Consider the following 25,716-nt stretch of genomic DNA (forward strand, 5'->3'; position numbering starts at 1 on the left):
CGCGCGGTTTGACCGGACAGGAGCCTTTGGACAATGGTTGGCAGCGCAAACCTCAACATCATGATCAAAGCCGCGCGAAAGGCGGGGCGTTCTTTGGTCAAGGATTTCCGTGAAGTCGAGAACCTTCAGGTGTCGATGAAAGGCGCAGGCGACTTTGTGTCCAAAGCTGACATTGCTGCCGAGGCGATCCTGAAAGAAGAACTGCTGGGCGCACGTCCGACCTACGGCTGGCTGGCCGAAGAGGGTGGCGCCATTGACGGCGAAGACCCGACCCGCCGCTGGATCGTCGACCCGCTGGACGGCACCACGAACTTCTTGCACGGCCTGCCGCACTGGGCGATCTCAATCGCGCTGGAACATAAGGGCAAGATCGTCGCCGGTGTTATCTATGACGCTGCCAAGGATGAGATGTTCTTTGCCGAAAAAGGCGAGGGTGCTTGGATGAACGACATGCGTATCCGCGTGTCGGGCCGTCATCGGATGATCGAGTCGGTTTTCTCGACCGGCCTGCCTTTTGGTGGCCGTTCGGACCTGCCTGCGACCCTGCAGGATCTGGCGCGTCTGATGCCTGCTTGTGCTGGCGTACGCCGCTGGGGTGCCGCCGCGCTGGACATGGCCTATGTGGCAGCGGGGCGTTACGAAGGCTTTTGGGAGCGTCGCCTGAATTCCTGGGATGTGGCCGCCGGAATCATCATCGTCCAAGAAGCGGGCGGATTTGTTCAGGCGCTAAACCCTGAAGGCAACGTTTTGGAAGACGGTGAAGTGATCTGTTCGAACGAGCCGATTTTCGATCAGTTTTCCAAGGTGATCCGAGGCTGACCGGCCATATAGCAATTCCGCAAGCGCGCCCCGATTGAGGCGCGCTTTTTTGTTTTCAGAGGGTCGCGCGTTGCGCCAGACCTGCTTCGTCCGCCAGCCGCGCCGCGACGGATGCAACAGCGAGGTCCTGCAGACCCACGCCAGTTCCATCGAACAGGGTGATCTCGTCAGCACTGGTCCGCCCGGGGTGATCGCCGTTGATGACTGCACCAATTGGGGTGATTTGTGTTTCGGTCAAAGCCCCGCTTCCCATGGCGTGCTGTGCCTCGCCAATCGTCGCGGATTGGGCGACCTCGTCGGTGAAAACGGTGGCCGAGGCGACCAACGCCGGATCGACCTCCATCTTGCCTTTCGTGTCTGTGCCCATACAGGCCAAATGCGTTCCGGGTTTGATCCAGTCTTTCATCAATAGCGGCTCGAACGCCGAAGTGATGGTGATGATGACATCCGATTGGGCACCCAGCTCTTGTTGACTGACGGCTTCGAATTCCAGTCCGATTTCCTCGGCGACAGCCGCCAAACGCGGCAGCATGTCTGGGTGCGGATTCCAGGCGACAACTTTTTCAAAGTCCCGCTGTTCAGCGGCGGCGCGTAGCTGGAAGGCCGACTGATGTCCGGCGCCAACCATGCCCAGCACTTTGGCGTCTTTTCGGGCAAGTTGTGCGATGGAAACCGCTGATGAAGCCGCTGTTCGCACGGCCGTTAGGTAGTTGCCACCCACCAATGCCGAAAGCCGCCCCGTGTCGGGATCGAACAGAAACACCGTGGATTGGTGATTGGTCAATCCTTGTTCGGCATTGCCCGGCCAATAGCCGCCGGACTTAACGCCCAAAACCTGCCCATCCCGATCAAAACCGGATTTGAACCCATACAGTGCATCGGCATAACCCAGTGCCTCGCGAACGACAGGAAAGTTCCGTGCCCCGCCGTTGGCCATCGCACCAAACACGGATTGAACCGCGTCAAAGGCCTGTTGGCGGCCCACCAGCTGTTCGCATAGGTCTTCGCCCACAATCAGCAGGCCATCTTGCGTGGTCATAGCATCCCTCATCAATAAGCCTTTCCGCGGGCCGACACGGGCCACAGAGCCTCGACCTTGCCGTCGCGCACGCCGACATACCAATCGTGGACGTTGCAGGTGGGATCACAATGTCCGGGCACAAGCCGAAGCTTGTCGTTCACCTTCAAAACGCCGTCGGGGTCGCCGATGACACCGTGCTCGTCCGAACATTTGAGGTATTCCACATCGTCGCGCCCAAAGATGAAGGGCAGGCCGCTATCGACCGATTGCGCCTTGAGGCCGGCGTCGCAGATGGCCTTGTCAGTCTTGGCATGGCTCATCACGCTGGTCAGAATGAACAGCGCGTTTTCCCATTCGCCCTGATCGATCCGCTTGCCGTTCTCGTCCAGAATGCGCCCATAATCCGCATCCATGAAAGCGTAGGATCCGCACTGCAACTCGTTGTAAACGCCTGAATTGCTCTCGAAGTAGTATGATCCTGTTCCACCGCCCGAAACCAGCTCGCAGTCGATGCCTTCGGCTTTCAAACCGTCAACCGCGTCTTTGACCATGGCGATGGCTGTATCCAGCTTCTCTTTGCGCGCCTCATAGGTGTCGAGGTGCTGCATCGCGCCCTGATAGGCCTGAATGCCGGTAAACTTCAGGTTTGGCGCAGCGCTGACTGCTTTTGCGATATCGACAACGGCTTGGGTCGTGGTCACGCCGCACCGACCTGCACCGCAGTCAATTTCGACAAAGACTTCAAGTTCCGTGCCGTGATCGACAGCGGCTTTGGACAAATCGGCGACATTGTCGATGTCGTCCACGCACACAATAGTGCGCGCGCCCAATTTGGGCAGTTGCGCCAACCGGTCGATCTTGGCCGGATCACGGACCTGGTTCGACACGAGAACGTCCTTGATGCCGCCCCGCGCGAAAACCTCAGCCTCAGATACCTTTTGACAGCAGACGCCAACCGCACCGCCGAGCTGCTCTTGCAGCTTGGCGACGTCGACGGACTTGTGCATCTTGCCGTGCACGCGGTGGCGCATACCTTGGGCCTTCGCATAATCGCCCATCTTCTTGATGTTCCGCTCCAGCGCATCAAGGTCCAGGATCAGGCAAGGGGTCTGGATTTCGCTTTCATCCATGCCGATGGCAGCGGGGATGTCGAACCCGACTTCCAGCTCTTTGATGTTTACAGGTTTGTTCATGTCGTTCCTCCTTACCCTTTCAGCCAGGGCAGTTTGTCCAGATCCACATTGCCGCCGGTGATGATCACGCCGACGCGCTTGCCGCGGAATACGTCCGGGTTCTTGAGTATGGTTGCCAGAGGCACGGCCGATGACGGCTCCATCACGACGCGCAGGTATTTCCACGTCAGCTTCATCGCTTCGATGATCTCGTCGTCAGAGGCGGTGAAAATGTCGGTCACATTTCGGGACACGAAGTGCCACGTGTTCTCTTTCAGCGGCACCAGCAGCCCGTCGGCGATCGTTTTTGGCGCATCATCGGCGATGATGTGACCTGCTTTGAAGGACCGGTATGCGTCGTCCGCCTGTTCTGGCTCGGCGGCATAGATCGCGGTGTCGGGGGCCACGTTCGAAACAGTCAGGCACGTGCCCGAGACCATGCCCCCGCCTCCTATCGGGGCGATGACCGCATCCACTCCGTCTGTCTGTTCCAACATTTCGGCCGAGCAAGTGGCCTGACCCGCAATGACGCGCGGGTCGTTATAGGGGTGCACGAACTCTCCGCCTGTTCTGGCTTGAACTTCGGCAAAGGTCGCCTCGCGGGACGAGGTTGACGGCTCGCACTCCGTGATCGTACCTCCATAGCGGCGCACGGCGTCCTTCTTGGCTTGCGGCGCAGTGCGCGGCATCACCACGTTACAGGGAATACCCCGCCGTCCGGCGGCATAAGACAGGGACAAAGCGTGGTTGCCACTGGAGTGTGTGCAAACACCCTTGGTCGCCATATCATCACTCAGGCCGAAAACCGCATTGCTCGCACCGCGTACTTTGAACGCACCAGCCTCTTGGAAGTTCTCGCATTTAAAGAACAGCTGCGCTCCGGTCAGGTCGTTCAAATAATCCGACTCCATGATCGGCGTGCGCCGGATGAAGGGTTTGATCCGTTCATGCGCAGCGCGCATATCTTCGATCGTCAGATCCGCTGCGGGGATGTGATCCAGCATTCCATCCTCCTCAGGCTGCGGCCTGGGCACGGTCAGATGGGCCGGTGCGATAATAATCCTGCGCCGCCGCGACCCCGCTGCCCAAAGTGATCGGATAGTTCAGATCGGCCATCGCCATCTCGATTGTGCTGAGGCCGGACAGAACCATCACATCCGTCAGACTTCCCAGATGGCCGATGCGGAACGCCTGACCGTTCAACTGACCCAAACCAATACCAAAAGACACGCCATAGGCATTGAACGCGTGGTCAGTCAGGACATTGCTGTCAAACCCGTCGGGCACGTAGATCGCGCTGACAGTGTCAGAATACAGATCGGGCGATTGCGCGACTAGTTTCAGCCCCCAGGCGTCGACGGCGCGGCGTACACCTTCGGCCAGTCGGAAATGCCGGGCATAAACATTCTCAAGCCCTTCTTCGAACAGCATCTTGAGGCTTTCGCGCATGCCGTAGATCAGTTGCAGCGGTGGTGTATAGGGAAACCCTCCCGATGCATTGGCCGCCATCATATCGTCGAAGTCAAAGAAGGTGCGCGGTAGCTTGGCGCTTTTCATCGCGTCCTGTGCCTTGGGGCTGACGCACAGAATTGCCATGCCGGTCGCCAGCATGAATCCCTTTTGCGACCCCGACACGGCGATATCGACGCCCCAAGCGTCAAAGTCGAACGGCATCGAAGCCAGAGAGCTGACGCAGTCGACAAACAGCATCGCGGGATGGTTTTCCGAATCCATCGCTTGGCGAACCGCTGCGATGTCCGAACGCACCCCGGTGGCTGTTTCGTTGTGGGTCACCAGAACAGCGCGGATTTCATGCGCGCTGTCATCGGCCAAAGCGGCCTGAAACTGATCAGCGGGTGCGCCGGTGCCCCAAGGACATTCGACGATCTGAACGTCCAGCCCGTGACGCTCGCACAGGTCTATCCAGCGATGGCTGAACACGCCGTAGCGCGCGACCAGAACCTTGTCGCCGGGGCTGAGTGTGTTGGTAACGGCCGCTTCCCATCCACCGGTGCCGCTGGCTGGGAAGGTCACGATCTGGCCGGTCGTAGTACCGAACACCTTTTTCGTGTCCTCAAGAACGGGTGCAAAGGTTTCGACAAAATCCGGTGCGCGGTGATCCTGCGTTTGAACCTGCATGGCAAGACGCAACCGGTCTGGGATGTTGGTTGGGCCGGGTATGAAAACCGGGTTTTGGTTGGACATCTGTTATTCCTCCGCTTTGGATGTAAGTGTCCGGGAAAACCTCACGATGTGCAATTTTCTTGAAAAATATTTTCATTTTTGCGATTAAATATTTAACGCGCTGTATTTATGCAGTTTTTCGTTTTTCATTTTTGGATCTCAAAAATGAACGATTTAGAAATAATCTGGCGTAGAGCAATGGAGTAGGGCGATGGACAATCAGAAAAGACCGCGTGGCAGGCCCAAATCCCTGTTCAAGGAAAGCTCGGCCGGGACCATGCAATCGCTGGATCGGGCGCTGGGCGTTTTGACCACGGTGGCTCGGTTGGAACGCGCAGCGCTCAGCGATCTGGCACGCGAGATCGATGTGCCGACGGCCACGACGCACCGCATTCTGGTGACCTTGCAGAAACACGGCTTTGTGGCCTTTGACGACGAACGTCAGGAATGGATGATCGGGATCGAGGCGTACCGGACCGGCGCCTCGTTCCTGCGCCGCAACAGTGTGCTTGAAATCGGGCGGCCAATTCTGAGACGTCTTATGCAGGACAGCGGTGAGACCGCCAACCTGGCGGTGCCGGATGGGTCCGAGGTGGTCTTTGTCGGTCAGGTCGAAACTCCGAATCCCATCCGCGCCTTTTTCCCGCCCGGGGCGCGAACGCCGATGTATGCCTCGGGCACCGGCAAGGCGATCCTTGCAGCAATGACCGAAATGGGGTTGGCCAAAACGCTAGCGGCGATTGATCCGGTGGAATTCACCGCGAACACGCAGATACCGGGCGACGGACTACAACAGGATCTTGCCAATACCCGCGCACGCGGCTGGTCGCATGACCGAGAAGAAAGATATCAGGGCATGTCCTGTATCGGCTCGGCGATTTTCAATGACCGGGGGGAGCCATGCGCAGGGATCTCGGTATCGGGTCCGACCGCTCGGTTCGGAGCGGATCGTGCGCATGCACTGGGTGAATTGGTTCTGGCCGCAGCGCGGGAAATCACCCACCTAAGCGGCGGCCAGATACCGAAACCCTGATGTCCCTGCTACTTGCGTGGTACGTGGGGAATACGGGACTGAGTTAGCTTGTACTTGTGTTCAGGATGCGGCGGATGGCCGTGCGTGCGGCCCCAAAAATCAGTGCCACCGCGCCGCAGCCAGATTGGGATGCACAAAATCAGACCCACGAAAAACCCACCCGTATGCGCCCAATAGGCCACCCCGCCTTCATCCGGGTTGCTGGCCAGACTGCCAAAGAACTGCATAGCCAACCAGACCCCCAGCATGACAAAGGCAGGTATCGTGAATATGCGGAAATAGACAATGAGGATCAGCAGGATATCCACGCGGGCCTTGGGGAACAGCAGCAGGTAACCGCCCATAACCCCTGCAATCGCACCGGATGCCCCAATGGTCGGCACGACCGAGCCCGGGGCCGTGAAGACATGGATCAGACCCGCGCCGATCCCGGCTGCAGTATAGAACAACAGAAAGGGCAGGTGGCCCATTTCATCTTCGAGGTTGTCGCCGAAAATCCACAGGAACAGCATGTTTCCGGCCAGATGCATCCAACCTCCGTGCAGGAACATCGAGGTCACCAGTGTCTCAAACGCAAAACCGTCAGTGATCCGCGCCGGGATAATCGCATAGTCGTAGTACAGCTGATTGATCAGCCGAGCATCGTTCATGATGCCCACATAGCTGAGAAATATCAGGATATTGGCCGCCATCAGCAGATAGACGACATAGGGTGTTCGCCCCGAAGGGTTATGGTCGCGGATTGGAAACATGAGGCGACGCTGGGCTTTTCCCGGCCCAGCGTCAAGGCATGCTTACGCCGCACCCCCAAGCAATGCGGCATTGCCGCCCGCGGCTGTTGTATCAACGCACAGGTGACGCTCGGCCAGAACGCGTGCGCGGTCCGGAAGGCCGGGGATCAGCGGCAGTATCGGGCCGTCCCGACGGGCGAGGTGACGTTCGATCTCACGCGCTGTGTCGTCATCGCCCCACCAAAGAACGCCCGATATCCCGGTCACGTTCTCCAGCCGATGCAAGTCTAACGAACCGATGGCCTGAATGGCCGTACCACCCAGCGCCTGAACGGCGTCGGCTTGCGCGCGCGCGGCCTCGGTTCCGGGTCCCATGCACAGCAATGGCGGGCGTGCGAATTCGCTCAACCGGTTGGATTCGCCTGTCGGGCCGGGCAGGGATTGGGTCTGCACCGACGCGGGCGTACCCTGAACATCGGGAAGCTCGCTCATTGGGTGTTCCCATTGTTCGTCGGACTGCTGCCGGTCCGGGGCGCAGAACCGCGTCATGTAGTTCGGCCCACCCGCCTTGGGGCCTGTGCCCGAAAGCCCCTCACCGCCAAATGGCTGAGACCCCACAATGGCGCCGATTTGGTTGCGGTTGACGTAGATATTGCCCGCATGCACCGCTTCGGTGATGTGTTGCACCCGGTCGTCAATGCGTGTGTGCAAACCAAATGTCAGTCCGTACCCGGTTGCGTTAATGTCGGCGATCACCTGATCAATCTTAGATGCCTTGAAGCGAACGACATGCAGGACAGGGCCAAAAATCTCACGCTTCAGTGCGGAAATGCCGGGTATCTCAATAAGTGTTGGGGCGATGAATGTCCCTTCCACCGGTATCGGCGTGTCCTTTAAAACGCGGCCTTCGACGCGGGCATTGGAGACGTGATCTGCGATGCCGTGGCGCGCCGTTTCGTCAATAACCGGTCCGCAATCGGTGGAGATCAACCAAGGATCTCCGACCTGCAGAACCTGCATCGCACCGGTTAGCATTGTCAGCAAATCGTCGGCGATATCTTCCTGGACATAGAGACACCGCAAGGCAGAACATCGCTGCCCGGCAGATTGAAACGCACTTTCGATGATGGACTGAACGGCCTGTTCAGGCAGGGCGGTACTGTCCACGATCATCGCGTTCAACCCGCCGGTCTCGGCGATCAGAGGCGTGCCGGGGCGCAGGTTGTCGGCCATGGCTGCGCGTATTTTCAACGCGGTCGCCGTCGATCCGGTAAAAGCCACGCCGGATACGCGCGGGTCAGAAGTCAACGCCGCGCCAACGGATGGGCCGCCGGGCAATAATTGCAGCACATCGCGGGGAACTCCGGCCTCGTGCAGCAATTGAACGGCCCGATGCGAGATCAGTGGCGTTTGCGGTGCGGGCTTGGCCAGAACTGCGTTGCCTGTGGCCAAGGCCGCTGAAATCTGGCCTGTGAAGATAGCGAGCGGGAAGTTCCAAGGGCTAATGCAGGTGAAAACGCCTGCCGGTTCCGCATCGGGAATGTTCGCAGCGTAGTAGCGCAGGAAATCGACCGCCTCACGCAGTTCGGCAACGGCATCGGGCAGGGACTTACCTGCCTCGCGCGCGAGCAAGGCGAAAAGCTCGCCAAAATGAGCCTCATATAGATCGGCAGCAGTATTCAAGATACGCGACCGTTCTTCTGGTGGTGCCTGCCACGGTGCCGCGGAATTCAGGGCAAGCTCGACATCCTCGGCGCTGGCGGGGGCGATAGCTCCCGGGCGATCCTGTGGTTGGGCCGGATTGGTGACCGGTTGGTCCTGTTCCGGGCTTGCATCGCCGGACAGCAGCGGCTGGGCATACCAATGGTGCGCCCGGAAAGCATCCCGCGCGGCGTCGATCTTGTCCAAAGTCGGGGTGTGGTGAAGGTCGAAACCCTTCGAATTGACGCGTTCCGGTTGGAACAGGTCCGGCCCGGTTGGCAGCGGTCGTGCCTGATCCACAATGGTCAGGAACGGATCAGCGGCGACCACTTCCGGTGGTACGTTCTCGTCTACAATTTGGTTTACGAATGATGAGTTTGCACCGTTCTCTAGCAGACGCCGCACCAGATAGGCCAGCAGGTCCCGATGCGCCCCGACCGGCGCATAGATCCGGCACCGTGTGTTGTTTTGGTCTTTGACAAGCTGGTGCAGGCTTTCGCCCATTCCATGCAGGCGCTGGAACTCGAATGGCTGGTCATCGGCCATGTGAAGGATCGCACTGACCGTATGGGCGTTGTGGGTGGCAAATTGCGGGTAAATTCGATCGGTCATACCCAGCAGTTTGCGCGCATTCGAGATGTAGGAAATGTCCGTGGCCGCCTTGCGGGTGAACACGGGAAAGCCATCGATGCCTTCAACCTGAGCTCGTTTTACCTCGGTATCCCAGTAGGCCCCTTTGACTAAACGAACCATCAGCTTTCGATCGTGACGCCCAGCCATGTCATACAGTGTGTCCAGCACGATCCCGGCGCGCGGGCCATAAGCCTGAACGACGATACCCAGGCCGCCCCAACCATCCAGGGCCGGTTCGGCCATCACCGCCTCGATCACCTGCAAAGACAAGGACAGGCGATCCGCTTCTTCAGCGTCCACATTCAGGCCCATGCCTGCCGCCTTGGCCAAAAGGGCCAACGCCCGCAACCGGGGCACCAGTTCTTCCATGACTTCTGCTTCTTGCGCCAACTCATAGCGTGGATGGAGTGCCGACAACTTGACGGAAATCCCCGGATTGGCCCGGATATCGTCGTGAATGCAGGCTTCGGCGATTGCAGCAATCGCCCGTGAGTAGGACAGGTGATAGCGGGCGGCATCGGCTTCGGTTCGCGCGGCTTCGCCCAGCATGTCGTAGGAATAGGTGTAGCCCTTAGCCTCCATGCCGCTGGCGCGCTCCAAGGCGGATTGGATGGTCTCGCCTAAAACAAACTGGCGACCCATTTCCTTCATCGCGCGCCCGACGGCCGTTCGGATTACGGGTTCGCCCAGCCGTTTGATCGCACCGCGCAAGACACCGACCGGAGAGGTGTTGTCTTCATCCAGCACCTTGCCCGTCAACATCAGGGCCCACGTGGACGCGTTGACCAGCGACGAAGAAGACCGACCCAGATGCTTGCCCCAATCCGACGGAGCGATCTTGTCTTCAATCAGCGCGTCGATCGTGTCAGCGTCCGGAACGCGCAGCAGCGCCTCGGCCAGGCACATCAGCGCAATGCCTTCGTCGGTGGACAGGCCGTATTCGGCAAGGAACACCTCCATCATGCCGGGTGAGGTGCTGGATCGGATGTCGCGCACCAATTGCGCCGCGGACGCGCAGATCGCGGCGCGGTCGGCATCGCTCAGGTCAGCATTCGCGATCAACGCGTCAAGAATTTCCGACGGATCGGCATAGGTTTTGGCATCAATTCGGGCGCGCAGGCTGTGTGACATGTGTCCTCCGGTCTTTTGAGTAATATAGTGTCGATTTTGCGGGACGATTGCCTTAGTTTCATCTACGGCTAGGCGATTGGTCTGATTTCAGGGGTTTGAGCGATGCAAAAAGACTTTCCGGGGCTGGATCGGTTCGACAGATCAATTCTGGCGATTCTGGCCGAGGACGGCCGGATCCCCATCGCTGATCTCGCGCGGCGTATCGGGCTTTCAAAATCGCCAACTCAAGCACGTGTGAAGAGACTTGAGGCCGATGGCATCATCACCGGATATCGTGCCTTGCTGGACCCCATTCGCCTTGGTTTGGACCACGTAGCCTTTGTCGAAGTCCGATTGACTGACACGCGCGAGAAAGCCTTATCAGAGTTCAACATCGCCGTTCGTAAAGTGCCTGAGATCGAACAAGCCCATATGATTGCGTCGAATTTTGACTATCTTCTGAAAATTCGCACCGGGTCGATGTCGGAATACCGCGCGGTTCTGGCTGAAAAGATCTCCTCATTGCCACATGTCGCCAGTACCTCGACCTTTGTCGCGATGGAGGCTGTGAAAGAGACCGGGATGTCTGGAGCCTTGGACACGATGGGTTGACGAACGCCCTGCGCGCGTCACCATTGGCGTATGAAACGCATTGCTTACGCCTCAATTTTCTATGCTGCGACCGTTTTTGCGGCCTATGCCCAGGATTGTCCGGTCGCGCCAGACCATTCCGCGGATGTATCGGCAGTTCTGGAACAGATACAGGACGCTGAAACCGAACAGTCTGCCCGTGCATTGTCCGGTCAGCTATGGGAGTTCTGGACCGATGCCCCTGACGAAAGCGCGCAGGCTGTTCTGGATCGTGGCATGACACGTCGAAATGCGTGGGACCTGTTGGGCGCAATTGAAGATTTTGACAAGCTGGTCGTGTACTGCCCGTCTTATGCCGAAGGATACAACCAACGGGCCTTTGCCCACTATCTGCGTCAGGACTTTCAATCGGCGCTGCCTGACTTGGACAAGGCAATCGAGCTGTCTCCCAACCACGTCGCCGCGATCAGTGGCCGTGCGCTGACCCTGATGGGACTACAGCGCATGGACGAGGCGCGAGAAGCGTTGTCTCAGGCGTTGGAGCTGAACCCGTGGCTTTCAGAGCGCCATCTCATGGCACCGGGTGGGCCACTTGCCATACCGGGTGAGGACATTTGAAACAAAACGCCCCCGAAACCGCAAGGTTGGGGGCGTTTAGGCTTTGTGGGGATTATCCGACCAGACCGTTATCGGTTCGCTTGATCGCGATAACCGACGACCGTGGCGTGCCGCCGTCCGGCCAGTTGCTGCCGGGGTGCTGAATGCCAACGAACATGGTGCGCAGATCGCCGGACCAGGCCAGACCGGTGACCTCACAGCCGTTCGGACCGGTCATGAAACGCGCGATCTCGCCGGTGATCGGGTCACCAACCAGCATCTGGTTGTTGCCGTTGCCTTCGAAGTCGCCCTCGTTGTCGTCATTGCCGTCCGTCTGGATCCAGATCAGGCCGGTCGAGTCGATGACCATTCCGTCAGGCGAGTTGAACAGGTTACCGTCGTTCACATTCGCTGACCCGGCGCGATCATCTGTGTGCACGGTCGGGTTACCGGCCATGACGTACAGGTCCCAGTCGAACCCTTCGGCGGCATGATCGTCATTTGCGGGGCGCCAGCGCACGATCTGGCCGTATTTGTTGGCCTCACGCGGGTTGACGGCATTGACCGAAGTGTCATCACCCCCTGCGTTTGGTTTAACACCACGGTTCTTGTTGTTGGTCAGGCAGCAATAGGCCTCAACCGCTACTGGACTGGAAGCCACCCATTCGGGGCGGTCCATCGTGGTGCCGCCAGCTTTTGAGGCCGCCAAGCGGGTGAAGATGGAAATCTCAGCCGCATCCATACCTGTGGTTTCTGGTGTGAGCGGCAGCCACTCACCTGTCGTGTCGTCATTGAACTTGGCAACATAAAGCGTGCCATCGTTCAGCAGACTCTCGGTTTCACCACCCGGCTGATAGGTGCCGTTCGAGACGAACTTGTACAGGTACTCGCCCCGCTCATCATCGCCCATGTACACAACGACGCGGCCATCAGCGGCCAGAGTGACCTCAGCGTTCTCGTGCTTGAAACGGCCCAGGCCGGTGTGCTTGACCGGTGTGCTGTCGGGCTTGGTTGGGTCGATTTCAACGATCCAACCCGCGCGGTGCGGTTCATTCGGGTTTTTCGACGTATCGAAACGAGCATCGAACAGTTCATAGCCGTTCCAGCTTTCGGCCTTCACACCATAGCGCTTGAAGCCATCTGCAACCTTTTGGTCGTAAGTGGCGTTTTCATCGCTAGACCCGAAGTAGCCGTTAAAGTTCTCTTCGCAGGTCAGGTAGGTACCCCACGGAGTTTTACCCGCACCACAGTTGTTCATCGTACCTAGCGACGTGGTTCCGGTCGGATCAGCTTCAGTTTTCAGCAGGTCGTGACCTACGGCCGGGCCAACGATCTTCATCGGCGTATTGTGGTGGATACGACGGTTGAAAGGGCTGTCCTTGACGACCGACCAGCCATCGGGGCCTTCGGTGATTTCCATCACGGTGACACCCTGAATGTTCTGCAACTTCAAAACATCGTCGGCGTTGGCCGGAAAACCTTCCTGCGCGGCGGGCAGGTTGATCTTGCGGTTCGGGTATTCGTGGTTGATCGCGATCAACTCGTGGCCCTGGAACGAGAATGTCTCCATCCCGTCGGTGTTTTCACCGAAGATGCGGTCCGATTTTTCAACTGGGCCACCATCGGTGATGTCATAGCCGTCGGCATCGGAAAACAGCGGGTCGCCCCAGCGCGTCATAACCTTCCACTCATAGCCTTCAGGTACGTGAACAGTGCCGTCAGTCTGTGCGGCAATCGGAGTAAAGGCAAAGCGCGAGGCCGTAACAGCGTGTGCTGCAGTTGAGCCCAGCAGGCCCGTGCCCATTGCGCCGGCACCCGAGCCAAAGGCCACTACGCCAGCCAGAAACCCACGGCGCGAGATGGCGTTTTCGACGACGCGGTCAAAATCGTTTTCTTCGGGGCGGGGGAAATGCAGCTCGTCCCAATCGTCGGCGGACAGGGTGGTGTTATCAACGTCTTTCATGAATGGCTCCTGGCTGTCTTAGAGTAGTCGATGAAAGGCATGTAGGGCGACTTTGTGACATGTTCTTAACAACATTATTAATGGCTTCATTTGGCCCTCAAGAAAAAGCAATCGGCTGGCGAAAGCATACCAAAGCTTTCTGCCAGCCGCGCTTGTTATCTTGGAAAACTGTTGTTGTGACGATCAGGTTGCGTGATGCCAGCAGTATGCCGGTTTAAGCCAGCCGCTGCCCTGCTTCGTCAAAGCGATAGGCCTTCTCGGATGCATATCCGAATCGCAACTCCTGACCTTCGGCGATGGCATGCTGGCCAAACAAACGGGCTGTGACGTCGTGGTCCTGAACTTTGGCTATCACATTGGTGTCCCCGCCCAACTTTTCCACATGGCTGACACGCGCGGCAAGCGGGCCGTCATCTGACAGGAACAGGTCCTCGGGGCGAATTCCGATCGTGTTCTGACCGCTTTCTTGAACTAACGCTTCAGGCAGGAAGTTCATGGAAGGTGAGCCCAGGAACCCGGCGACGAATTGATTTGCGGGGTTGTTGTACAGTTCCATCGGGCTACCGATCTGCTCGACCCGACCATCGCGCAGCACAACGATCTTGTCGGCCAGCGTCATCGCTTCGGTTTGATCATGGGTCACATAGATCATCGATGCATCCAGAGCACGGTGCAGATTGGCGATCTCGATCCGAGTGTTCATCCGCAGGGCGGCGTCCAGATTGGACAGCGGCTCATCAAACAGGAACAATTTCGGTTCACGTACGATGGCGCGTCCGATGGCGACACGCTGGCGTTGGCCGCCCGACAATTCCGAGGGGAACCGGTCCAGATACGGTTCAAGGTTCAGCATCCGGCTGGCTTTGGCGACACGGCCTTCGATTTCCGATTTGGGCTGCTTTTCCTGCTTCAGCGCAAGGGTCATATTGCCCCGAACGCTGAGGTGAGGGTAGAGCGCATAGCTTTGGAACACCATCGCGATCCCGCGCTTGGAGGGCGGCACCAGATTGACCTGCTGCCCGCCAATGTTGATTTCACCTGACGATGCATCCTCTAGCCCCGCAATCACGCGCAACAGGGTGGACTTGCCACAGCCCGACGGGCCGACGAAGACGACGAATTCGCCTTCTTCAACCTCCAGCGTGATGTCTTTCAGGACATGCACGTTGCCAAAGGACTTGTTCACATTGTTCAGCGTCAGGGCGGTCATGATGCGGGCTCCTCAAGGGAAACGGGCTGGCCGGTTCGGATGCTTTGATCCGCAGCCAGACAAATGGCGAGCGATTGGACGGCGTCATTCATATGACGGGTCAGGTCGATATCTTCGGCGATGGCGCGCAGCATATAAGCCTGCTCAGCATCACAAAGGTCTTGATGGCCGGGTTCGTCCGGCATCTCGATCGTGTGGTCGCCTTGCGGTGTATGGACCAGCAAGCCGCCGACTTTGGTATGGCCGTCGATGTCGGCAGACGCACCCTTGTTCCCATCGGTGATCGAGACCGACCCGTTGGGCGACACGATATCTTTCACGAAGAACGCGGTTTCCGACATCATCGGGCCCCATCCGGCCTCGTACCAGCCGACAGAGCTGTCGTCAAAGACCACCTGAAACTGGCCGTAATTGTACATATCTTCAGCGATCTCATCTGACAGGCGCAAACCCATGCCATGCACGCGGACAGGCTTCGCATCGGTGATCTGGCACATCACATCGACGTAGTGCACGCCACAATCGACGATGGGCGAAGTGGTCTGCATCAGTGCCTTATGCGTTTCCCATTCCGCGCCTGACGACTGCTGGTTCAAATTCAGCCGGAACACGTAGGGCCCGCCAAGATTGCGCGCCTCGTCGATCAACCGCACCCAAGAGGGGTGGTGGCGCAGGATATACCCAACCACCAGTTTGCGTTTCAGCCGTGTGGCAGTCTCGACCACACGCCGCGCGTCGGTGACATTGGTGGCGAGTGGTTTTTCGACGAACACATGCGCGCCGGCCTCCATCGCCGCACAGGCAAAATCGGCATGGCTATCCGAGTAGGTGGCGACCACTACCAGACCGGGTTTTGTCTCGGCCAGCGCCATTGCGAAATCCGAATATGCTGGATAGCCAGCAAGGTCTGGATGATCCACACGACCAGACCGGTTCACCAAGCCAACGATCTGCGCGTCAGGGTGGTGGTGATGGGCCAACGCGTGGCTGAGCCCCATGTTGCCAAGGCCTGCAATCAGAACGCGGGTCATTTGACTGCTCCGGAGGTGATGCCGCGGATCAGCTGGCGCGAGAAGATGACGTATAGGATCAGCACCGGCAGGATCGCCATCGACAGGGCCGAAAGGACCGCGTTCCAGTCCGTCACGAACTGACCGATGAACACTTGGCTGCCCAGCGTTAACGTCTTGGTCTCTTCCGCCGGAGCGAGGATCAGTGGGAACCACAGATCGTTCCAGATCGGGATCATGTTGAATACTGCTACCGTTGCCATGGCGGGACGGACAAGTGGAAGAACCAGCCGGAAGAAAATAGTGTATTCGGACAGCCCATCGATGCGCCCGGCGTTTTTCAGGTCATCACTGACTTGTCTCATGAATTCGGACAGGATGAAGACGGCCAGTGGTAACCCCTGCGCCGTATAAACCAGGATCAGCGCCCAAAGCGTGTTCACCAACCCGGTCGCCACCATCATCTCAAGGATCGCGACAGTGCCGATGCGGATCGGGATCATGATTCCCAGCGCAAGGTACAGTCCCATCACCATGTTGCCCTTGAACTGGTATTCCGACAGCGCATACGCAGCCATCGCGCCGAACAAGAGAACAAAAAACAGCGACGCGACGGTGACGATCATCGAGTTCTGGAAATAGAGGAAGAAATCCCCCTGCTTCATTACCGTCTCATAGCCGATCATCGAAAAGCTATCTGCGTTGGGCAGGGCCAGTGGCTCGCGAAAGATTGCCCGGCGGGATTTGAAGCTGTTGATCAAGATAACAAAGACCGGGAACAGGGCGATCAGAGTGTACAGGATCAGCGCGCCGTGCATCGCGACCATGTTGAGGGAGTTATGACGTGCTTTGTTCATCGTGATGCCCTCAGAGTTGATACCGACGCATCCGGGTCTGGATGCCGAAAAGATAAATGCAAACGCCCACAAGGATGATGGCAAACATCGCTCCGGCGATTGCCGAGCCCATATGCGGGTCGCCCAGTTGCAATTGGAAGCCGAAGAACGTGCGGTACATAAACGTACCAAGGATATCGGTCGAGAAATCAGGCCCTGCCAGCGCGCCTTGTGACGCATAGATTAGGTCGAATGCGTTGAAATTGCCCACGAATGTCAGGATCGAGATGATGCCGATTGAGGGCAGGATCAGCGGTAGTTTGATCTTCCAGAAAGCTGAAGTTCCGGTGATCCCATCGATCTCGCCAGCCTCAAGTATTTCTTCCGGGATGGTCAGTAGTGCGGCATAGATCAGCATCATCGGGATACCGACGAACTGCCAAACCGAGATCAAGGCCAGCGTGGTCAGCGCGTATTCTTCTTTTCCCAACCAGGGCGCAAACAGCGACTTGAGCCCGACGGCGTCCAGCATCGATGGCGCGATGCCCCAGATCGGTGAGAGGATCAGTTTCCAGGCAAACCCGACAATCACAAAGCTCAGGATCGTGGGAATGAAGATTGCCGACCGGTACAGCGCGGCAAATCGCAGGCGCGGGTGGCTGAGTAAGGCGGCCAGAGCAATCCCAATTGGGTTTTGAACCAGCATGTGGATCAGGAAGAACCAGAAGTTGTTGCCTAATGCATTCCAAAACTGTTCCGACCAGATCGGATCAAAGAATAGGGTTTGAAAGTTCTGCAATCCAACGAAGACGCGGCTCTGATCGACTTCGGAGTAAAGCGCCAGTCGCAATGTGTTGAACAGAGGGAAGATCATGACCGCCGTGTAGACAAGAACGGCCGGTGCAAGAAACACAAGGATATGCCAGCGGAAGCGGGGGCGGTTCATGGGACTGCTTTCAATGGGGTGTCGGGGATACCCGGGCGATCACCGCCGCCCGGGTATGTGTCAGATCAGCGCTTACTGGTGCGGAGCGTACCAGGAGGACAGGCCCTTTTGCAGGTCTGCGCCCAATTCCTCAGGGCTGTTTGCGCCTTTGATTGCAGCAACCGACGCGCCCCAGGTCTCGTTCTCTAAGTTCGGCGTGCCGCGCGACAGGATCTGGTATGTCGAACGGATGGTCGATTCACACTCATCACGCCAACCGACGAACTCCTTGGCCAGCGGGTCCTGCAGTTCGACTGGTGTGTTGGACAGCGGGAAGAAGCCCGGAACGGCGTTGCCAAAGATTTCGGCAAACTCGGGGCTTGCGACCCACGCCAGGAATGTTTCGGCCGCTTCGGGGTGTTCGGTGGCGGCGTTCATGCCGATGCCGATATCCGTGTGGTCAGAGATATAGCAGGTGTCGCCTGCGTTTTGGACTGGCGGCTTGAATGCGCCCATCTCAAAGTCGGCTTGTGTGTTGAAGCCAGCGATTTCCCACGATCCGGCAGGGTAGATAGCGGCCCGGCCCAGGGTGAAAATGTTCTGGCTGTCCGGATAGGTCTGCGCCTCGTACCCGTCACCAAGATACTGTCCCCAACGGGCCAACGTTGCATAGGGTGCAGTCCAGGCTTCGTCCGTCAGTTTCTGTTCACCTGCAATCAGAGCCTGGCGACCTTCTTCACCTTTCCAATAGTTTGGGCCGATGTTGTTGTAGCCCATTGTGGCGGCTTCCCACTGATCGTTGGTGCCCATCGCCATTGGGATGTAAGTGCCGTCTTCCTTGATCTTGTCGAGGGCAGCAAAGAACTCGTCTTCGGTGGTCGGCACTTCGATGCCAAGCTCGGCAAACGCATCTTTGTTGTAGATGAAGCCGTGGATCACCGATGCCATCGGAACGCAGAAACTGGCCGAGCCGTCATCCGTCTGCCATGCCGATTTTGCCACGTCCGAGAAGTTGCTCATCGCGTCGACCGAGGACAGATCGGTCAGATGCCCGGCCTCATAAAGTGCCAGCGACGCATCAAACGGACGGCACGTGATAAGATCACCGGCCGAACCTGCATCCAGTTTCGAGTTCAGCACAGCGTTGTATTCCGCCGGAGCTGACGGGGTGAACTGCAGTTTGATCCCAGGGTGTTTGGCTTCGAAGGCCGGGATGATCTGCTCCTGCCACAAGGTCAGGTCGTCATTGCGCCAGCTTTCGATGATCAGCGTGACGTCCTCGGCATAGGCGCTTGAAGCCATCAGGGTCGTGCCCAGTAAGGCCAGTTTCAGGCTATTGCGTTTCATTCGTGTTCTCCCAGTTGGTTAGCAGTTATTTATCTTGTTCCAGTGCGGATTTCAGAACCCCGTTGCTTGCGTTAAGAACAGCAGAGGCATCCTTGGGTGATATGCCACGTGCAGCGATTAGCACCGCCGGCTTCACGTCTCCGTTCGCGGCGTCCAGCGCGAGTTTTGCTTTTTCCGTATCAACATTGGCGATCCGCGCGACGATCCCCGTCGCCCGCGCGCGCAACTTGTCGTTGTCGGCGCGCAGGTTGACCATCATGCCGCCGTGAACATGGCCAAGTTGCAGTGCCATAAGTGACGACAGCATGTTCAGAGCGATTTTTTGAGCTGTTCCGGCACCCATACGCGTCGAACCCGAGATCAATTCCGGCGGCGTCGCCAAAAGAATTGGGATATCTGCGCTTTCCAGCAAAGGGCTGTCTGCGTTATTGGCAATTCCGATAACGGTTGCGCCAAATGACTGTGCGATATTGCTGGCGGTCAGGGTGTATGGCGTCGATCCGCTTGCGGACACTGCGATGATTGTATCCGTCGGTTGCAATGTCGAAAGCGCGTCTGCTAATCCGTCGGCTTCGTCTTCTGCGCCTCCGGGCATTTCGACACCGATCGGCAGGCCGCCTGCCATATGTATACGGAGCTGGTTCGCGGGGATTGAAAAGGTGCCGCCCAGCTCTTGCGCGTCGGCAGCAGCCATCAACCCGGATGAGCCAGCCGCCACATAGTGTAAAACGCCGCCCGCGCGGATGGTCTGCGCCATGGCGTTGCCGCCCCGCGCGATCGCGTCCAATGCGCCCCGTGCCGAGGTCGCGGCTTCAATCTGACCCTCAACCAGCGCCCGAGCAGAAGCGACAGGGTCTTGTGGGTCCAGCTTGATGGCGTCTGGATGCAGTTGTTCGGTCGGCGGCAGCGTCAAAAGAATCCCCCTTTGCGGTTCCCAATACAATACCTATTCAATACCACTTGTCCATAATTTTATTTTTTCAGCGGAAATCAACGTATTCTGTATTAAAGCAAAGAAAAGCTGCAGAAATCGGCCTATTTTGGCCTTCCTAAATTCAAATAGGTATTATAATGGTATTGTCATGACTGAGTCTCTGAGCAACGCTGTACTGGCCATAGATGGTGGCGGAACCCGATGCAGGGTTGCATGTGAAGTCGCTGGTATTGTCCATTCTGTTGAGACCGGGGCTGCCAATGTCTCGACAGATTTCGATGCGTCCGTCCTGCAGATGAAATCGGGGATCACCCAGATTGCACAAATACTTGCTGTAGGTGTCTCGGACCTGACTCAGTTGCCCGCCTTTGTCGGATTGGCTGGCGTCACAGATGACCATATTGCCAGTCGCGTGCAGAGCGCGCTGGGCCTGACGTGTGCACGCGTTTCAGATGATCGACCAGCCGCGCTGCGGGGTGCGCTCGGGTCTCAAGACGGCTTGATCGCCCATTGTGGCACGGGGTCCTTTGTTGCTTCGCAGAAGGATCGAGTGATGCGGTTTGCCGGGGGGTGGGGGCCAGTATTGGGGGATGAAGCATCCGCGCAATGGGTTGGTCGTTTTGCATTGGCAGAAGCATTGAGTTCCGTGGATGGAATTCAGGTCACTAGCGATCTTACACAGAAATTGCTGGTTGATTTTGGCGGTAGTGCTGGGATCGTCGAATTTGCCGGACGGGCGACGCCGACAGAGTTCGGCGCGTTGGCCCCGGTGGTTACCGCTGCAGCAGTTTCCGGAGACGACGTCGCCAGAAAAATTATGCAGGCCGGTGCTACTTACATCGCCGATATGGCGGCACGTCTCGGATGGCTGCCAGAAGTCGCGATCTGCCTGACCGGCGGCATCTCTCCGCATTATGCGGACTATCTGCCTGCTGCCATGCAGTCAGAGATACGCCCTCCGTCGGGCGAGCCGTTGACCGGGGCGCTGGCTTTGGCGAAGGAGGTCCAGCATGAGCATTGCTGAATTCCTACGCTCTGATCTTTGGCTGACCCCGGAAAATGGTCCCCGCTACGTGCAGTTGCGGCGCAGGTTGCAAGAGGGGATCGATACGGGCGTCCTTGCGCCGAACTCATCGCTGCCATCTGAACGGGAACTGGTAGAAATCACGGAACTATCCCGCGTAACCGTGCGCAAGGCGATTCAGGAGCTGGTGCAGGAAGGTGTAATCGAGCAGCGTCAGGGGTCAGGGTCCTTCATTCGGGAACGTGTTCAAAGGGTTGAACAATCGCTGAAACACCTGACCTCGTTCACCGAAGATATGTCGAGCCGAGGAATGGAGACAACTTCAAAGTGGTTGGAGCGCGGAGTATTTGCGCCAACCCCGGAAGAGGTCACTGCGCTGAATCTGTCAGATGGTGAGCAGATATCCCGCATTTACCGCCTGCGCGAGGCGGACGGGCGTCCGCTGGCGTTGGAACGTGCTGCGCTGCCACTGGATATCCTGCCGAACCCAATCGAAGTCACGACGTCTCTGTACGAAGTGCTTGATGGTCTGGGGCGCCGCCCGGTGCGCGCGGTGCAAAAGATATCGGCTCTGAATCTAGCCGCGCGAGAAGCGGAACTGCTGGAGGTGCCCGAAGGTGCGGCGGGGCTGAACATCGAGCGTATCTCATTTTTGAAAAACGGGCGGGTCGCAGAGATGACGCGGTCGCTCTATCGCGGCGACGCTTATGACTTTGTCGCTGAATTGCGCCTATAACCGGAAGGACCGGGATCAAATGTCCGAAAAGAACTCGAAAATGCGTCAGGAAATTCTGGAGATCCCTGATGCCGTCGACAGATTGCTCAGCACGGGGGCAGACAATATCCGAGCAGCTGCGCAAAGCGTAAGGGATACGGATCCACGTTTTTTGATCTCGGTCGCCCGGGGATCATCCGACCATGCCTGCAGCTATTTGAAATATGCCAGTGAACTGCTTCTTGGATTACCGGTTGCCTCAGTAGGGCCATCCGTCAGTTCGATTTACGGGGTGGATCTCAGGGCAAAAGGATCTGTCTGCCTGTCCATTTCGCAATCCGGCCAAAGCCCGGATATCGTTGGCCTCACAGGGTCTTTGCGAAACTCTGGCGCACTGACAATTGCGGTGACCAACAACTCGGAATCGCGCCTGGCCGACGTGGCGGATGCAGTTCTGCCATTGCACGCGGGGCCGGAACTGAGCGTCGCAGCAACCAAGACATTTGTGACCTCGTTGGTGTCAGGTCTATGGTTGCTGGCCGAGGTCAAAGAGGATGCTGAATTGATCGGGGCGATCCAATCCTTGCCCGAATACCTGGCGCGAGCGGCCCAATGCGATTGGTCGTCTGCAGCCGAAACAATCAGCGGGCGGTCTTTGTTTACGCTTGGTCGGGGGCCTTCTTATGCGATCTCTGACGAAGCTGCATTGAAGATCAAAGAGACATGCCAAATCCATGCCGAGAGCTATTCAGCGGCCGAAGTGCTGCATGGCCCGGTGTCGATTGTCGAAGAAGGGTTTCCGGTGATTTCGTTCGCGGCCAATGATGCAGCCGAACAGGCGACTGCCGATGCGGCTGATGCCTTGGCCGAAAAAGGTGCTGCGGTTTTTGCGACGACCACCAAAGTATCGCGTGCGCAGGCTCTGCCAGTGGTTCGAACGGATCATTGGATCACGGACCCGATAACGGCGATTACGTCTTTTTACAGCATGGTAGAGGCCGTCGCCAGTGCGCGGGGAATCGACCCGGACGCACCGCGGCACCTTAAGAAAGTGACCGAGACGGTATGACAGAGCGCAAGGTGATCTTTCGAAACGGGCCAATCTTTGACGGCAGCCGGTTGTTACACGACCACGCGCTTGTTTTTCGCGAGGGGCGTTCGGGGGAAGTTTTGCCCGACGCCGAGGTCGCCCAGGAAAAGGACGTTGTCGATCTGAACGGCGACATACTCAGCCCCGGTTACGTGGATCTGCAGGTCAATGGCGGTGATGGTGTTATGTTCAACGATGATCCGTCGGTCGAAACGATCCGCAGAATTGCCGGTGCCCATCGCCGATTGGGTGTGGTTTCGCTACTGCCTACGCTGATCACCGACGAACCCGCCAAAACCCGTGCAGCAATAGATGCGACGATCGACGCGGTACGTGCACAGGTGCCGGGCGTTACCGGATTGCATTTGGAAGGACCGCATTTGTCGGTCGCGCGGAAAGGGGCGCACGACGGTAATTTGATACGGCCGATGGAACGATCGGATCTGGACACGCTGATAGAAGCGGCTAATGCACTTCCTTGCCTCAAGGTAACTGTCGCGCCGGAGGGTGTTTCCGAGCAGCAGGTCCGCGCCATGAGCGACGCTGGCATCCTTGTCTCGCTCGGGCACAGCGATGCAAATTTTGCGACCTGCCAGAGCTATACCGCCGCCGGTGCGCGTTGCGTAACCCATCTGTTCAATGCGATGAGCCAGTTGGGCAATCGTGAACCCGGCCTCGTCGGCGCAGCGCTGGCCAGCGGAACGCTGTCTGCAGGGCTAATTGCCGACGGTGTCCATGTGCACCCCGCCGCGATGCGCGCAGCCTGGGCTGCGAAAACTGCGCCAGGTCAAATCTTTCTGGTCAGCGATGCGATGGCTGTGGCGGGTACTGATCAAACGGAATTCACCCTTGAAGGCCGTAAAATCACGCGAACCGACGGCAGGTTGACACTGGCGGACGGAACGCTGGCTGGCGCAGACCTGGACCTGACCACCGCCGTAGGCGTGCTGGTCAAGCAAGTCGGCGTGCCGTTGCAGGACGCATTGGCGGCGGCCACTTCTTATCCGGCTCAGCTGATCGGATTGGCCCCGCCAACGGTCTTTGAATACGGTTCGGTGATCCAGATATCTGCCGATTTCAGCCGTTGCGAATGGCTGCCCTCGCAGTCTTGAGTTTGTCTTTAACTGCCAGAACGACTGTCTTCTGGATGCAGACTATCGCCTGTCAATTTTTGTCGACGAATTTGAAATCGGGCTTCGAACTGCGCTTGACGACATCTGACGCATCGCTTAAATCGACCAGCGCTGAGCGGGCGTCGTATACTGGCTATTACCTCAGCCTTCCAAGCAGATGTTATATGTTTCCCAGGCATTCCTGCAGCTGCCAAACTATTCATAATATGTATTTATTTGATTTCTGCTCCTTCCTTGAGTTTCCCTGAGTTTTAATTCATTTCCGACAAAAAACTGACAAAATGCCAAAACTCACAGAGACCTTCGCCCGCAAGGTTCCACAGACAAAAAAGGGCACTGCCAAGCACTGGGATAACGAGGTCAAAGGGCTCGTTCTGTTCGTCGGCAAGCAGTCCAAAACCTGGTACTTCCAGAAAGATGTTGGAGGGCAAACCCGGCGGGTTTTGATCGGGCGGTGCCCACTGATCTCTGCGGACGTCGCACGACAAACTGCATTGGGTTTTGCGTTGGACTGGGGCAGGGGAGCAGGCAGGCAGCTGCAGATTGGAGCTCCCACTCTTGAGACAGCTATGGAGACTTATCTGGCACGTCCAAAGCTTCGGTCTGAGGCCCACCGGTCCGGGTTGCGACAGCAGTTCGAGCTTCATTTGAAAGATTGGCTACGCCTGCCGCTGGATGAGATCACAAAATCCATGGTGGTTCAGCGCCATGGGTCAATGGCCGCGACACCGTCCTCCGCAAATCACACTTTGAAGTACTTTCGGACAGTCTGGAACCATGCGCGGCGGGTACATGATCTGCCGGAAAGCCCAACGATGGCCATAGAGTGGTATGCGGAACAACCAAATGGCTCGACAATTGAGGATTTGAACGCATGGCGCGAGGCCGTTGATGAGCTCTACAACCCGATCCACAGGGTATTCTACGAATTACTCTTGTTCACAGGCTTTCGCAAAACCGAGGCACTGACGCTCGAATGGAAGAACGTGCAGGAAGATCACATACATTTGCCGATGACCAAGAACGGGCGCAGTTTTGATCTCCCCATATCGCAAGTGCATCACGAGATACTTGCTCCTTTACGGGGCCTTCATCGCCAATGGGTCTTCCCCTCTCCGAAGTCACCGAGTGGCCATTTGAAGGGGCCCCAGCGTATGCAATGGTCCATTCAATCCCATCGTCGGACATTCGCGACGGTCGCCATGGAGGCTGGAATATTGGAAGAGATTGTAGGACGCCTTCTCAATCACACGCCGCTATCAATCACCGGTCAGCGCTACGTGAAGCCGTCGCTGAAAGCCCTCACACCAGCGATGGATACTGTGTGTCGGGAATTGGCCCGCAGAACAAGGTGGAACGCGGTGGATTGTAATGTCTAAGCGGGATTGGATTTGGCCTGTCGATTCCGACTTACCTGAATTGGATATGCCAGATCCAGAGGAGTTTGATAGTGGGCCCAGCGAATTCAATATGGAGTTAATTCGCCTCCTGAGAAAGCACTTTGACAAGTACGAACGCTTTGATGACGAAAGCTATAGCTGGGTGGCCCATTACCTAAATTTCGACCAAGCTCATGAACTAGACGTGTTCTGGTCATCTAAAGAGGTGCTGGAAGACCTCGCTAGGCTCAAAACACGCTTAAACGAAGCAGGAGAAATCTTAGATCGGCTTCCTGCGCCCGTCAGTGATGCGTTTCGCATCGGCGCATTTAACAGGAGTGGTTTGCGCAATCAAAACAAAGTGGCTGATATTCGTAACGTCTGGTTTAACGATGCAATTGAAGAAACACCACATTGGAAGGCAATGATGGCCAAAGTAGAGTTCTTCAAAAGACTTCGCTACTATATTGAATTGATTAAAGTGTCCGTCTTCAGAGTTTTTCGGAGAGCTGAGGCGTTTTCGTAACGGAGGCTCTGGTTCGATTTCTGTTTGAGTTT

General features: G+C 57.5%; 23 protein-coding genes. 10 read left to right on the forward strand and 13 right to left on the reverse strand.

What is annotated here, in order from left to right:
- Positions 1 to 33 precede the first annotated feature (33 nt).
- The gene (locus AC2FI8_RS09940; RefSeq protein WP_496738164.1) at positions 34 to 819 is read left to right on the forward strand and encodes an inositol monophosphatase family protein; all 786 of its coding nucleotides are present in this window, start codon (positions 34 to 36) and stop codon (positions 817 to 819) included.
- A gap of 55 nt (positions 820 to 874) precedes the next feature.
- On the opposite strand, the gene bhcD is transcribed toward AC2FI8_RS09940, so the two are convergent.
- Genes bhcD through bhcA form a run of 4 tightly spaced genes read right to left on the reverse strand, consistent with a single transcriptional unit; the run spans position 875 to position 5,217 of the window.
- Positions 875 to 1,858: an iminosuccinate reductase BhcD gene (gene bhcD / locus AC2FI8_RS09945; protein WP_496778799.1), complete on the reverse strand. Its 984-nt coding sequence runs from the start codon at positions 1,856 to 1,858 to the stop codon at positions 875 to 877.
- Between the two features lie 11 nt (positions 1,859 to 1,869).
- On the reverse strand, positions 1,870 to 3,033 hold the full coding sequence (bhcC, locus tag AC2FI8_RS09950; RefSeq protein WP_496778801.1) for a 3-hydroxy-D-aspartate aldolase BhcC: 1,164 nt from the start codon (positions 3,031 to 3,033) through the stop codon (positions 1,870 to 1,872).
- An 11-nt stretch (positions 3,034 to 3,044) separates the two neighbouring features.
- Positions 3,045 to 4,016, reverse strand: coding sequence for a beta-hydroxyaspartate dehydratase BhcB (gene bhcB / locus AC2FI8_RS09955; protein ID WP_496778803.1), 972 nt, complete (start codon positions 4,014 to 4,016; stop codon positions 3,045 to 3,047).
- Positions 4,017 to 4,026: 10 nt separating this feature from the next.
- A complete protein-coding gene (bhcA, locus tag AC2FI8_RS09960) occupies positions 4,027 to 5,217 on the reverse strand; it encodes an L-aspartate--glyoxylate aminotransferase BhcA (protein ID WP_496778805.1) in 1,191 nt (396 codons plus the stop codon).
- 190 nt (positions 5,218 to 5,407) lie between these two features.
- Between bhcA and AC2FI8_RS09965 the strand changes: the two genes are divergently transcribed.
- Positions 5,408 to 6,229 (forward strand): IclR family transcriptional regulator, encoded by an 822-nt coding sequence (locus tag AC2FI8_RS09965; RefSeq protein WP_496724110.1) that lies wholly within the window; start codon positions 5,408 to 5,410, stop codon positions 6,227 to 6,229.
- A gap of 8 nt (positions 6,230 to 6,237) precedes the next feature.
- On the opposite strand, the gene AC2FI8_RS09970 is transcribed toward AC2FI8_RS09965, so the two are convergent.
- Together AC2FI8_RS09970 and putA are read right to left on the reverse strand one after the other, a co-directional pair.
- Positions 6,238 to 6,981: a rhomboid family intramembrane serine protease gene (locus AC2FI8_RS09970; RefSeq protein WP_496724112.1), complete on the reverse strand. Its 744-nt coding sequence runs from the start codon at positions 6,979 to 6,981 to the stop codon at positions 6,238 to 6,240.
- Between the two features lie 42 nt (positions 6,982 to 7,023).
- Positions 7,024 to 10,425: a bifunctional proline dehydrogenase/L-glutamate gamma-semialdehyde dehydrogenase PutA gene (putA, locus tag AC2FI8_RS09975; RefSeq protein ID WP_496778807.1), complete on the reverse strand. Its 3,402-nt coding sequence runs from the start codon at positions 10,423 to 10,425 to the stop codon at positions 7,024 to 7,026.
- A gap of 102 nt (positions 10,426 to 10,527) precedes the next feature.
- Here putA and AC2FI8_RS09980 point away from each other — a divergent pair, with 102 nt between their 5' ends.
- Both AC2FI8_RS09980 and AC2FI8_RS09985 read left to right on the forward strand, forming a co-directional pair.
- On the forward strand, positions 10,528 to 11,016 hold the full coding sequence (locus AC2FI8_RS09980) for an Lrp/AsnC family transcriptional regulator (protein ID WP_496733979.1): 489 nt from the start codon (positions 10,528 to 10,530) through the stop codon (positions 11,014 to 11,016).
- A 30-nt stretch (positions 11,017 to 11,046) separates the two neighbouring features.
- Positions 11,047 to 11,613: a tetratricopeptide repeat protein gene (locus tag AC2FI8_RS09985; protein ID WP_496778809.1), complete on the forward strand. Its 567-nt coding sequence runs from the start codon at positions 11,047 to 11,049 to the stop codon at positions 11,611 to 11,613.
- A 52-nt stretch (positions 11,614 to 11,665) separates the two neighbouring features.
- On the opposite strand, the gene AC2FI8_RS09990 is transcribed toward AC2FI8_RS09985, so the two are convergent.
- The 7 genes from AC2FI8_RS09990 to AC2FI8_RS10020 all read right to left on the reverse strand — a co-directional run bounded on the left by AC2FI8_RS09990 (position 11,666) and on the right by AC2FI8_RS10020 (position 19,796).
- Positions 11,666 to 13,555 (reverse strand): PhoX family protein, encoded by a 1,890-nt coding sequence (locus tag AC2FI8_RS09990; RefSeq protein ID WP_496778810.1) that lies wholly within the window; start codon positions 13,553 to 13,555, stop codon positions 11,666 to 11,668.
- A gap of 214 nt (positions 13,556 to 13,769) precedes the next feature.
- The gene (locus tag AC2FI8_RS09995) at positions 13,770 to 14,765 is read right to left on the reverse strand and encodes an ABC transporter ATP-binding protein (RefSeq protein ID WP_496778812.1); all 996 of its coding nucleotides are present in this window, start codon (positions 14,763 to 14,765) and stop codon (positions 13,770 to 13,772) included.
- The gene (locus AC2FI8_RS10000) at positions 14,762 to 15,796 is read right to left on the reverse strand and encodes a Gfo/Idh/MocA family protein (RefSeq protein WP_496778814.1); all 1,035 of its coding nucleotides are present in this window, start codon (positions 15,794 to 15,796) and stop codon (positions 14,762 to 14,764) included. The genes AC2FI8_RS09995 and AC2FI8_RS10000 overlap by 4 nt, the downstream gene beginning before the upstream one ends.
- Positions 15,793 to 16,632, reverse strand: a complete 840-nt coding sequence (locus tag AC2FI8_RS10005; RefSeq protein ID WP_496778816.1) for a carbohydrate ABC transporter permease — start codon at positions 16,630 to 16,632, stop codon at positions 15,793 to 15,795. Before AC2FI8_RS10005 ends, AC2FI8_RS10000 begins: the two co-directional genes overlap by 4 nt.
- Before the next feature lie 10 nt (positions 16,633 to 16,642).
- Positions 16,643 to 17,557, reverse strand: coding sequence for a carbohydrate ABC transporter permease (locus AC2FI8_RS10010; protein WP_170558883.1), 915 nt, complete (start codon positions 17,555 to 17,557; stop codon positions 16,643 to 16,645).
- A gap of 72 nt (positions 17,558 to 17,629) precedes the next feature.
- Positions 17,630 to 18,883 carry an ABC transporter substrate-binding protein gene (locus AC2FI8_RS10015; RefSeq protein ID WP_496778818.1) on the reverse strand — a complete coding sequence of 418 codons (1,254 nt, stop codon included), beginning with the start codon at positions 18,881 to 18,883 and terminating at the stop codon, positions 17,630 to 17,632.
- A gap of 25 nt (positions 18,884 to 18,908) precedes the next feature.
- On the reverse strand, positions 18,909 to 19,796 hold the full coding sequence (locus tag AC2FI8_RS10020; protein WP_496778820.1) for an N-acetylmuramic acid 6-phosphate etherase: 888 nt from the start codon (positions 19,794 to 19,796) through the stop codon (positions 18,909 to 18,911).
- A 169-nt stretch (positions 19,797 to 19,965) separates the two neighbouring features.
- On the opposite strand from AC2FI8_RS10020, the gene AC2FI8_RS10025 reads away from it, so the two are divergent.
- From AC2FI8_RS10025 to AC2FI8_RS10050, 6 genes are all read left to right on the forward strand, one after another.
- Positions 19,966 to 20,841, forward strand: a complete 876-nt coding sequence (locus tag AC2FI8_RS10025; protein WP_496778822.1) for a glucosamine kinase nucleotide-binding domain-containing protein — start codon at positions 19,966 to 19,968, stop codon at positions 20,839 to 20,841.
- Positions 20,828 to 21,577, forward strand: a complete 750-nt coding sequence (locus AC2FI8_RS10030) for a GntR family transcriptional regulator (protein ID WP_496778824.1) — start codon at positions 20,828 to 20,830, stop codon at positions 21,575 to 21,577. The genes AC2FI8_RS10025 and AC2FI8_RS10030 overlap by 14 nt, the downstream gene beginning before the upstream one ends.
- Before the next feature lie 19 nt (positions 21,578 to 21,596).
- Positions 21,597 to 22,625: an SIS domain-containing protein gene (locus AC2FI8_RS10035; protein WP_496720966.1), complete on the forward strand. Its 1,029-nt coding sequence runs from the start codon at positions 21,597 to 21,599 to the stop codon at positions 22,623 to 22,625.
- Complete coding sequence (gene nagA, locus AC2FI8_RS10040; protein ID WP_496778826.1) at positions 22,622 to 23,758, forward strand: N-acetylglucosamine-6-phosphate deacetylase; 1,137 nt, start codon at positions 22,622 to 22,624, stop codon at positions 23,756 to 23,758. The genes AC2FI8_RS10035 and nagA overlap by 4 nt, the downstream gene beginning before the upstream one ends.
- Before the next feature lie 302 nt (positions 23,759 to 24,060).
- Positions 24,061 to 25,158, forward strand: coding sequence for a site-specific integrase (locus AC2FI8_RS10045; protein ID WP_496778828.1), 1,098 nt, complete (start codon positions 24,061 to 24,063; stop codon positions 25,156 to 25,158).
- On the forward strand, positions 25,151 to 25,684 hold the full coding sequence (locus AC2FI8_RS10050) for a hypothetical protein (protein ID WP_496778830.1): 534 nt from the start codon (positions 25,151 to 25,153) through the stop codon (positions 25,682 to 25,684). The genes AC2FI8_RS10045 and AC2FI8_RS10050 overlap by 8 nt, the downstream gene beginning before the upstream one ends.
- The last annotated feature ends 32 nt before the right edge of the window (positions 25,685 to 25,716 follow it).

Source organism: Ruegeria sp. CDSB029 (assembly GCF_059611125.1).

What these genes read in the sequence shown, in the direction of transcription:
- AC2FI8_RS09940 (WP_496738164.1), top strand. Translation starts at nt 34, where the DNA reads ATGGTTGGCAGCGCAAACCTCAACATCATGATCAAAGCCGCGCGAAAG.
- bhcD (WP_496778799.1), bottom strand. Translation starts at nt 1,858, where the DNA reads ATGACCACGCAAGATGGCCTGCTGATTGTGGGCGAAGACCTATGCGAA.
- bhcC (WP_496778801.1), bottom strand. Translation starts at nt 3,033, where the DNA reads ATGAACAAACCTGTAAACATCAAAGAGCTGGAAGTCGGGTTCGACATC.
- bhcB (WP_496778803.1), bottom strand. Translation starts at nt 4,016, where the DNA reads ATGCTGGATCACATCCCCGCAGCGGATCTGACGATCGAAGATATGCGC.
- bhcA (WP_496778805.1), bottom strand. Translation starts at nt 5,217, where the DNA reads ATGTCCAACCAAAACCCGGTTTTCATACCCGGCCCAACCAACATCCCA.
- AC2FI8_RS09965 (WP_496724110.1), top strand. Translation starts at nt 5,408, where the DNA reads ATGGACAATCAGAAAAGACCGCGTGGCAGGCCCAAATCCCTGTTCAAG.
- AC2FI8_RS09970 (WP_496724112.1), bottom strand. Translation starts at nt 6,981, where the DNA reads ATGTTTCCAATCCGCGACCATAACCCTTCGGGGCGAACACCCTATGTC.
- putA (WP_496778807.1), bottom strand. Translation starts at nt 10,425, where the DNA reads ATGTCACACAGCCTGCGCGCCCGAATTGATGCCAAAACCTATGCCGAT.
- AC2FI8_RS09980 (WP_496733979.1), top strand. Translation starts at nt 10,528, where the DNA reads ATGCAAAAAGACTTTCCGGGGCTGGATCGGTTCGACAGATCAATTCTG.
- AC2FI8_RS09985 (WP_496778809.1), top strand. Translation starts at nt 11,047, where the DNA reads ATGAAACGCATTGCTTACGCCTCAATTTTCTATGCTGCGACCGTTTTT.
- AC2FI8_RS09990 (WP_496778810.1), bottom strand. Translation starts at nt 13,555, where the DNA reads ATGAAAGACGTTGATAACACCACCCTGTCCGCCGACGATTGGGACGAG.
- AC2FI8_RS09995 (WP_496778812.1), bottom strand. Translation starts at nt 14,765, where the DNA reads ATGACCGCCCTGACGCTGAACAATGTGAACAAGTCCTTTGGCAACGTG.
- AC2FI8_RS10000 (WP_496778814.1), bottom strand. Translation starts at nt 15,796, where the DNA reads ATGACCCGCGTTCTGATTGCAGGCCTTGGCAACATGGGGCTCAGCCAC.
- AC2FI8_RS10005 (WP_496778816.1), bottom strand. Translation starts at nt 16,632, where the DNA reads ATGAACAAAGCACGTCATAACTCCCTCAACATGGTCGCGATGCACGGC.
- AC2FI8_RS10010 (WP_170558883.1), bottom strand. Translation starts at nt 17,557, where the DNA reads ATGAACCGCCCCCGCTTCCGCTGGCATATCCTTGTGTTTCTTGCACCG.
- AC2FI8_RS10015 (WP_496778818.1), bottom strand. Translation starts at nt 18,883, where the DNA reads ATGAAACGCAATAGCCTGAAACTGGCCTTACTGGGCACGACCCTGATG.
- AC2FI8_RS10025 (WP_496778822.1), top strand. Translation starts at nt 19,966, where the DNA reads ATGACTGAGTCTCTGAGCAACGCTGTACTGGCCATAGATGGTGGCGGA.
- AC2FI8_RS10030 (WP_496778824.1), top strand. Translation starts at nt 20,828, where the DNA reads ATGAGCATTGCTGAATTCCTACGCTCTGATCTTTGGCTGACCCCGGAA.
- AC2FI8_RS10035 (WP_496720966.1), top strand. Translation starts at nt 21,597, where the DNA reads ATGTCCGAAAAGAACTCGAAAATGCGTCAGGAAATTCTGGAGATCCCT.
- nagA (WP_496778826.1), top strand. Translation starts at nt 22,622, where the DNA reads ATGACAGAGCGCAAGGTGATCTTTCGAAACGGGCCAATCTTTGACGGC.
- AC2FI8_RS10045 (WP_496778828.1), top strand. Translation starts at nt 24,061, where the DNA reads ATGCCAAAACTCACAGAGACCTTCGCCCGCAAGGTTCCACAGACAAAA.
- AC2FI8_RS10050 (WP_496778830.1), top strand. Translation starts at nt 25,151, where the DNA reads ATGTCTAAGCGGGATTGGATTTGGCCTGTCGATTCCGACTTACCTGAA.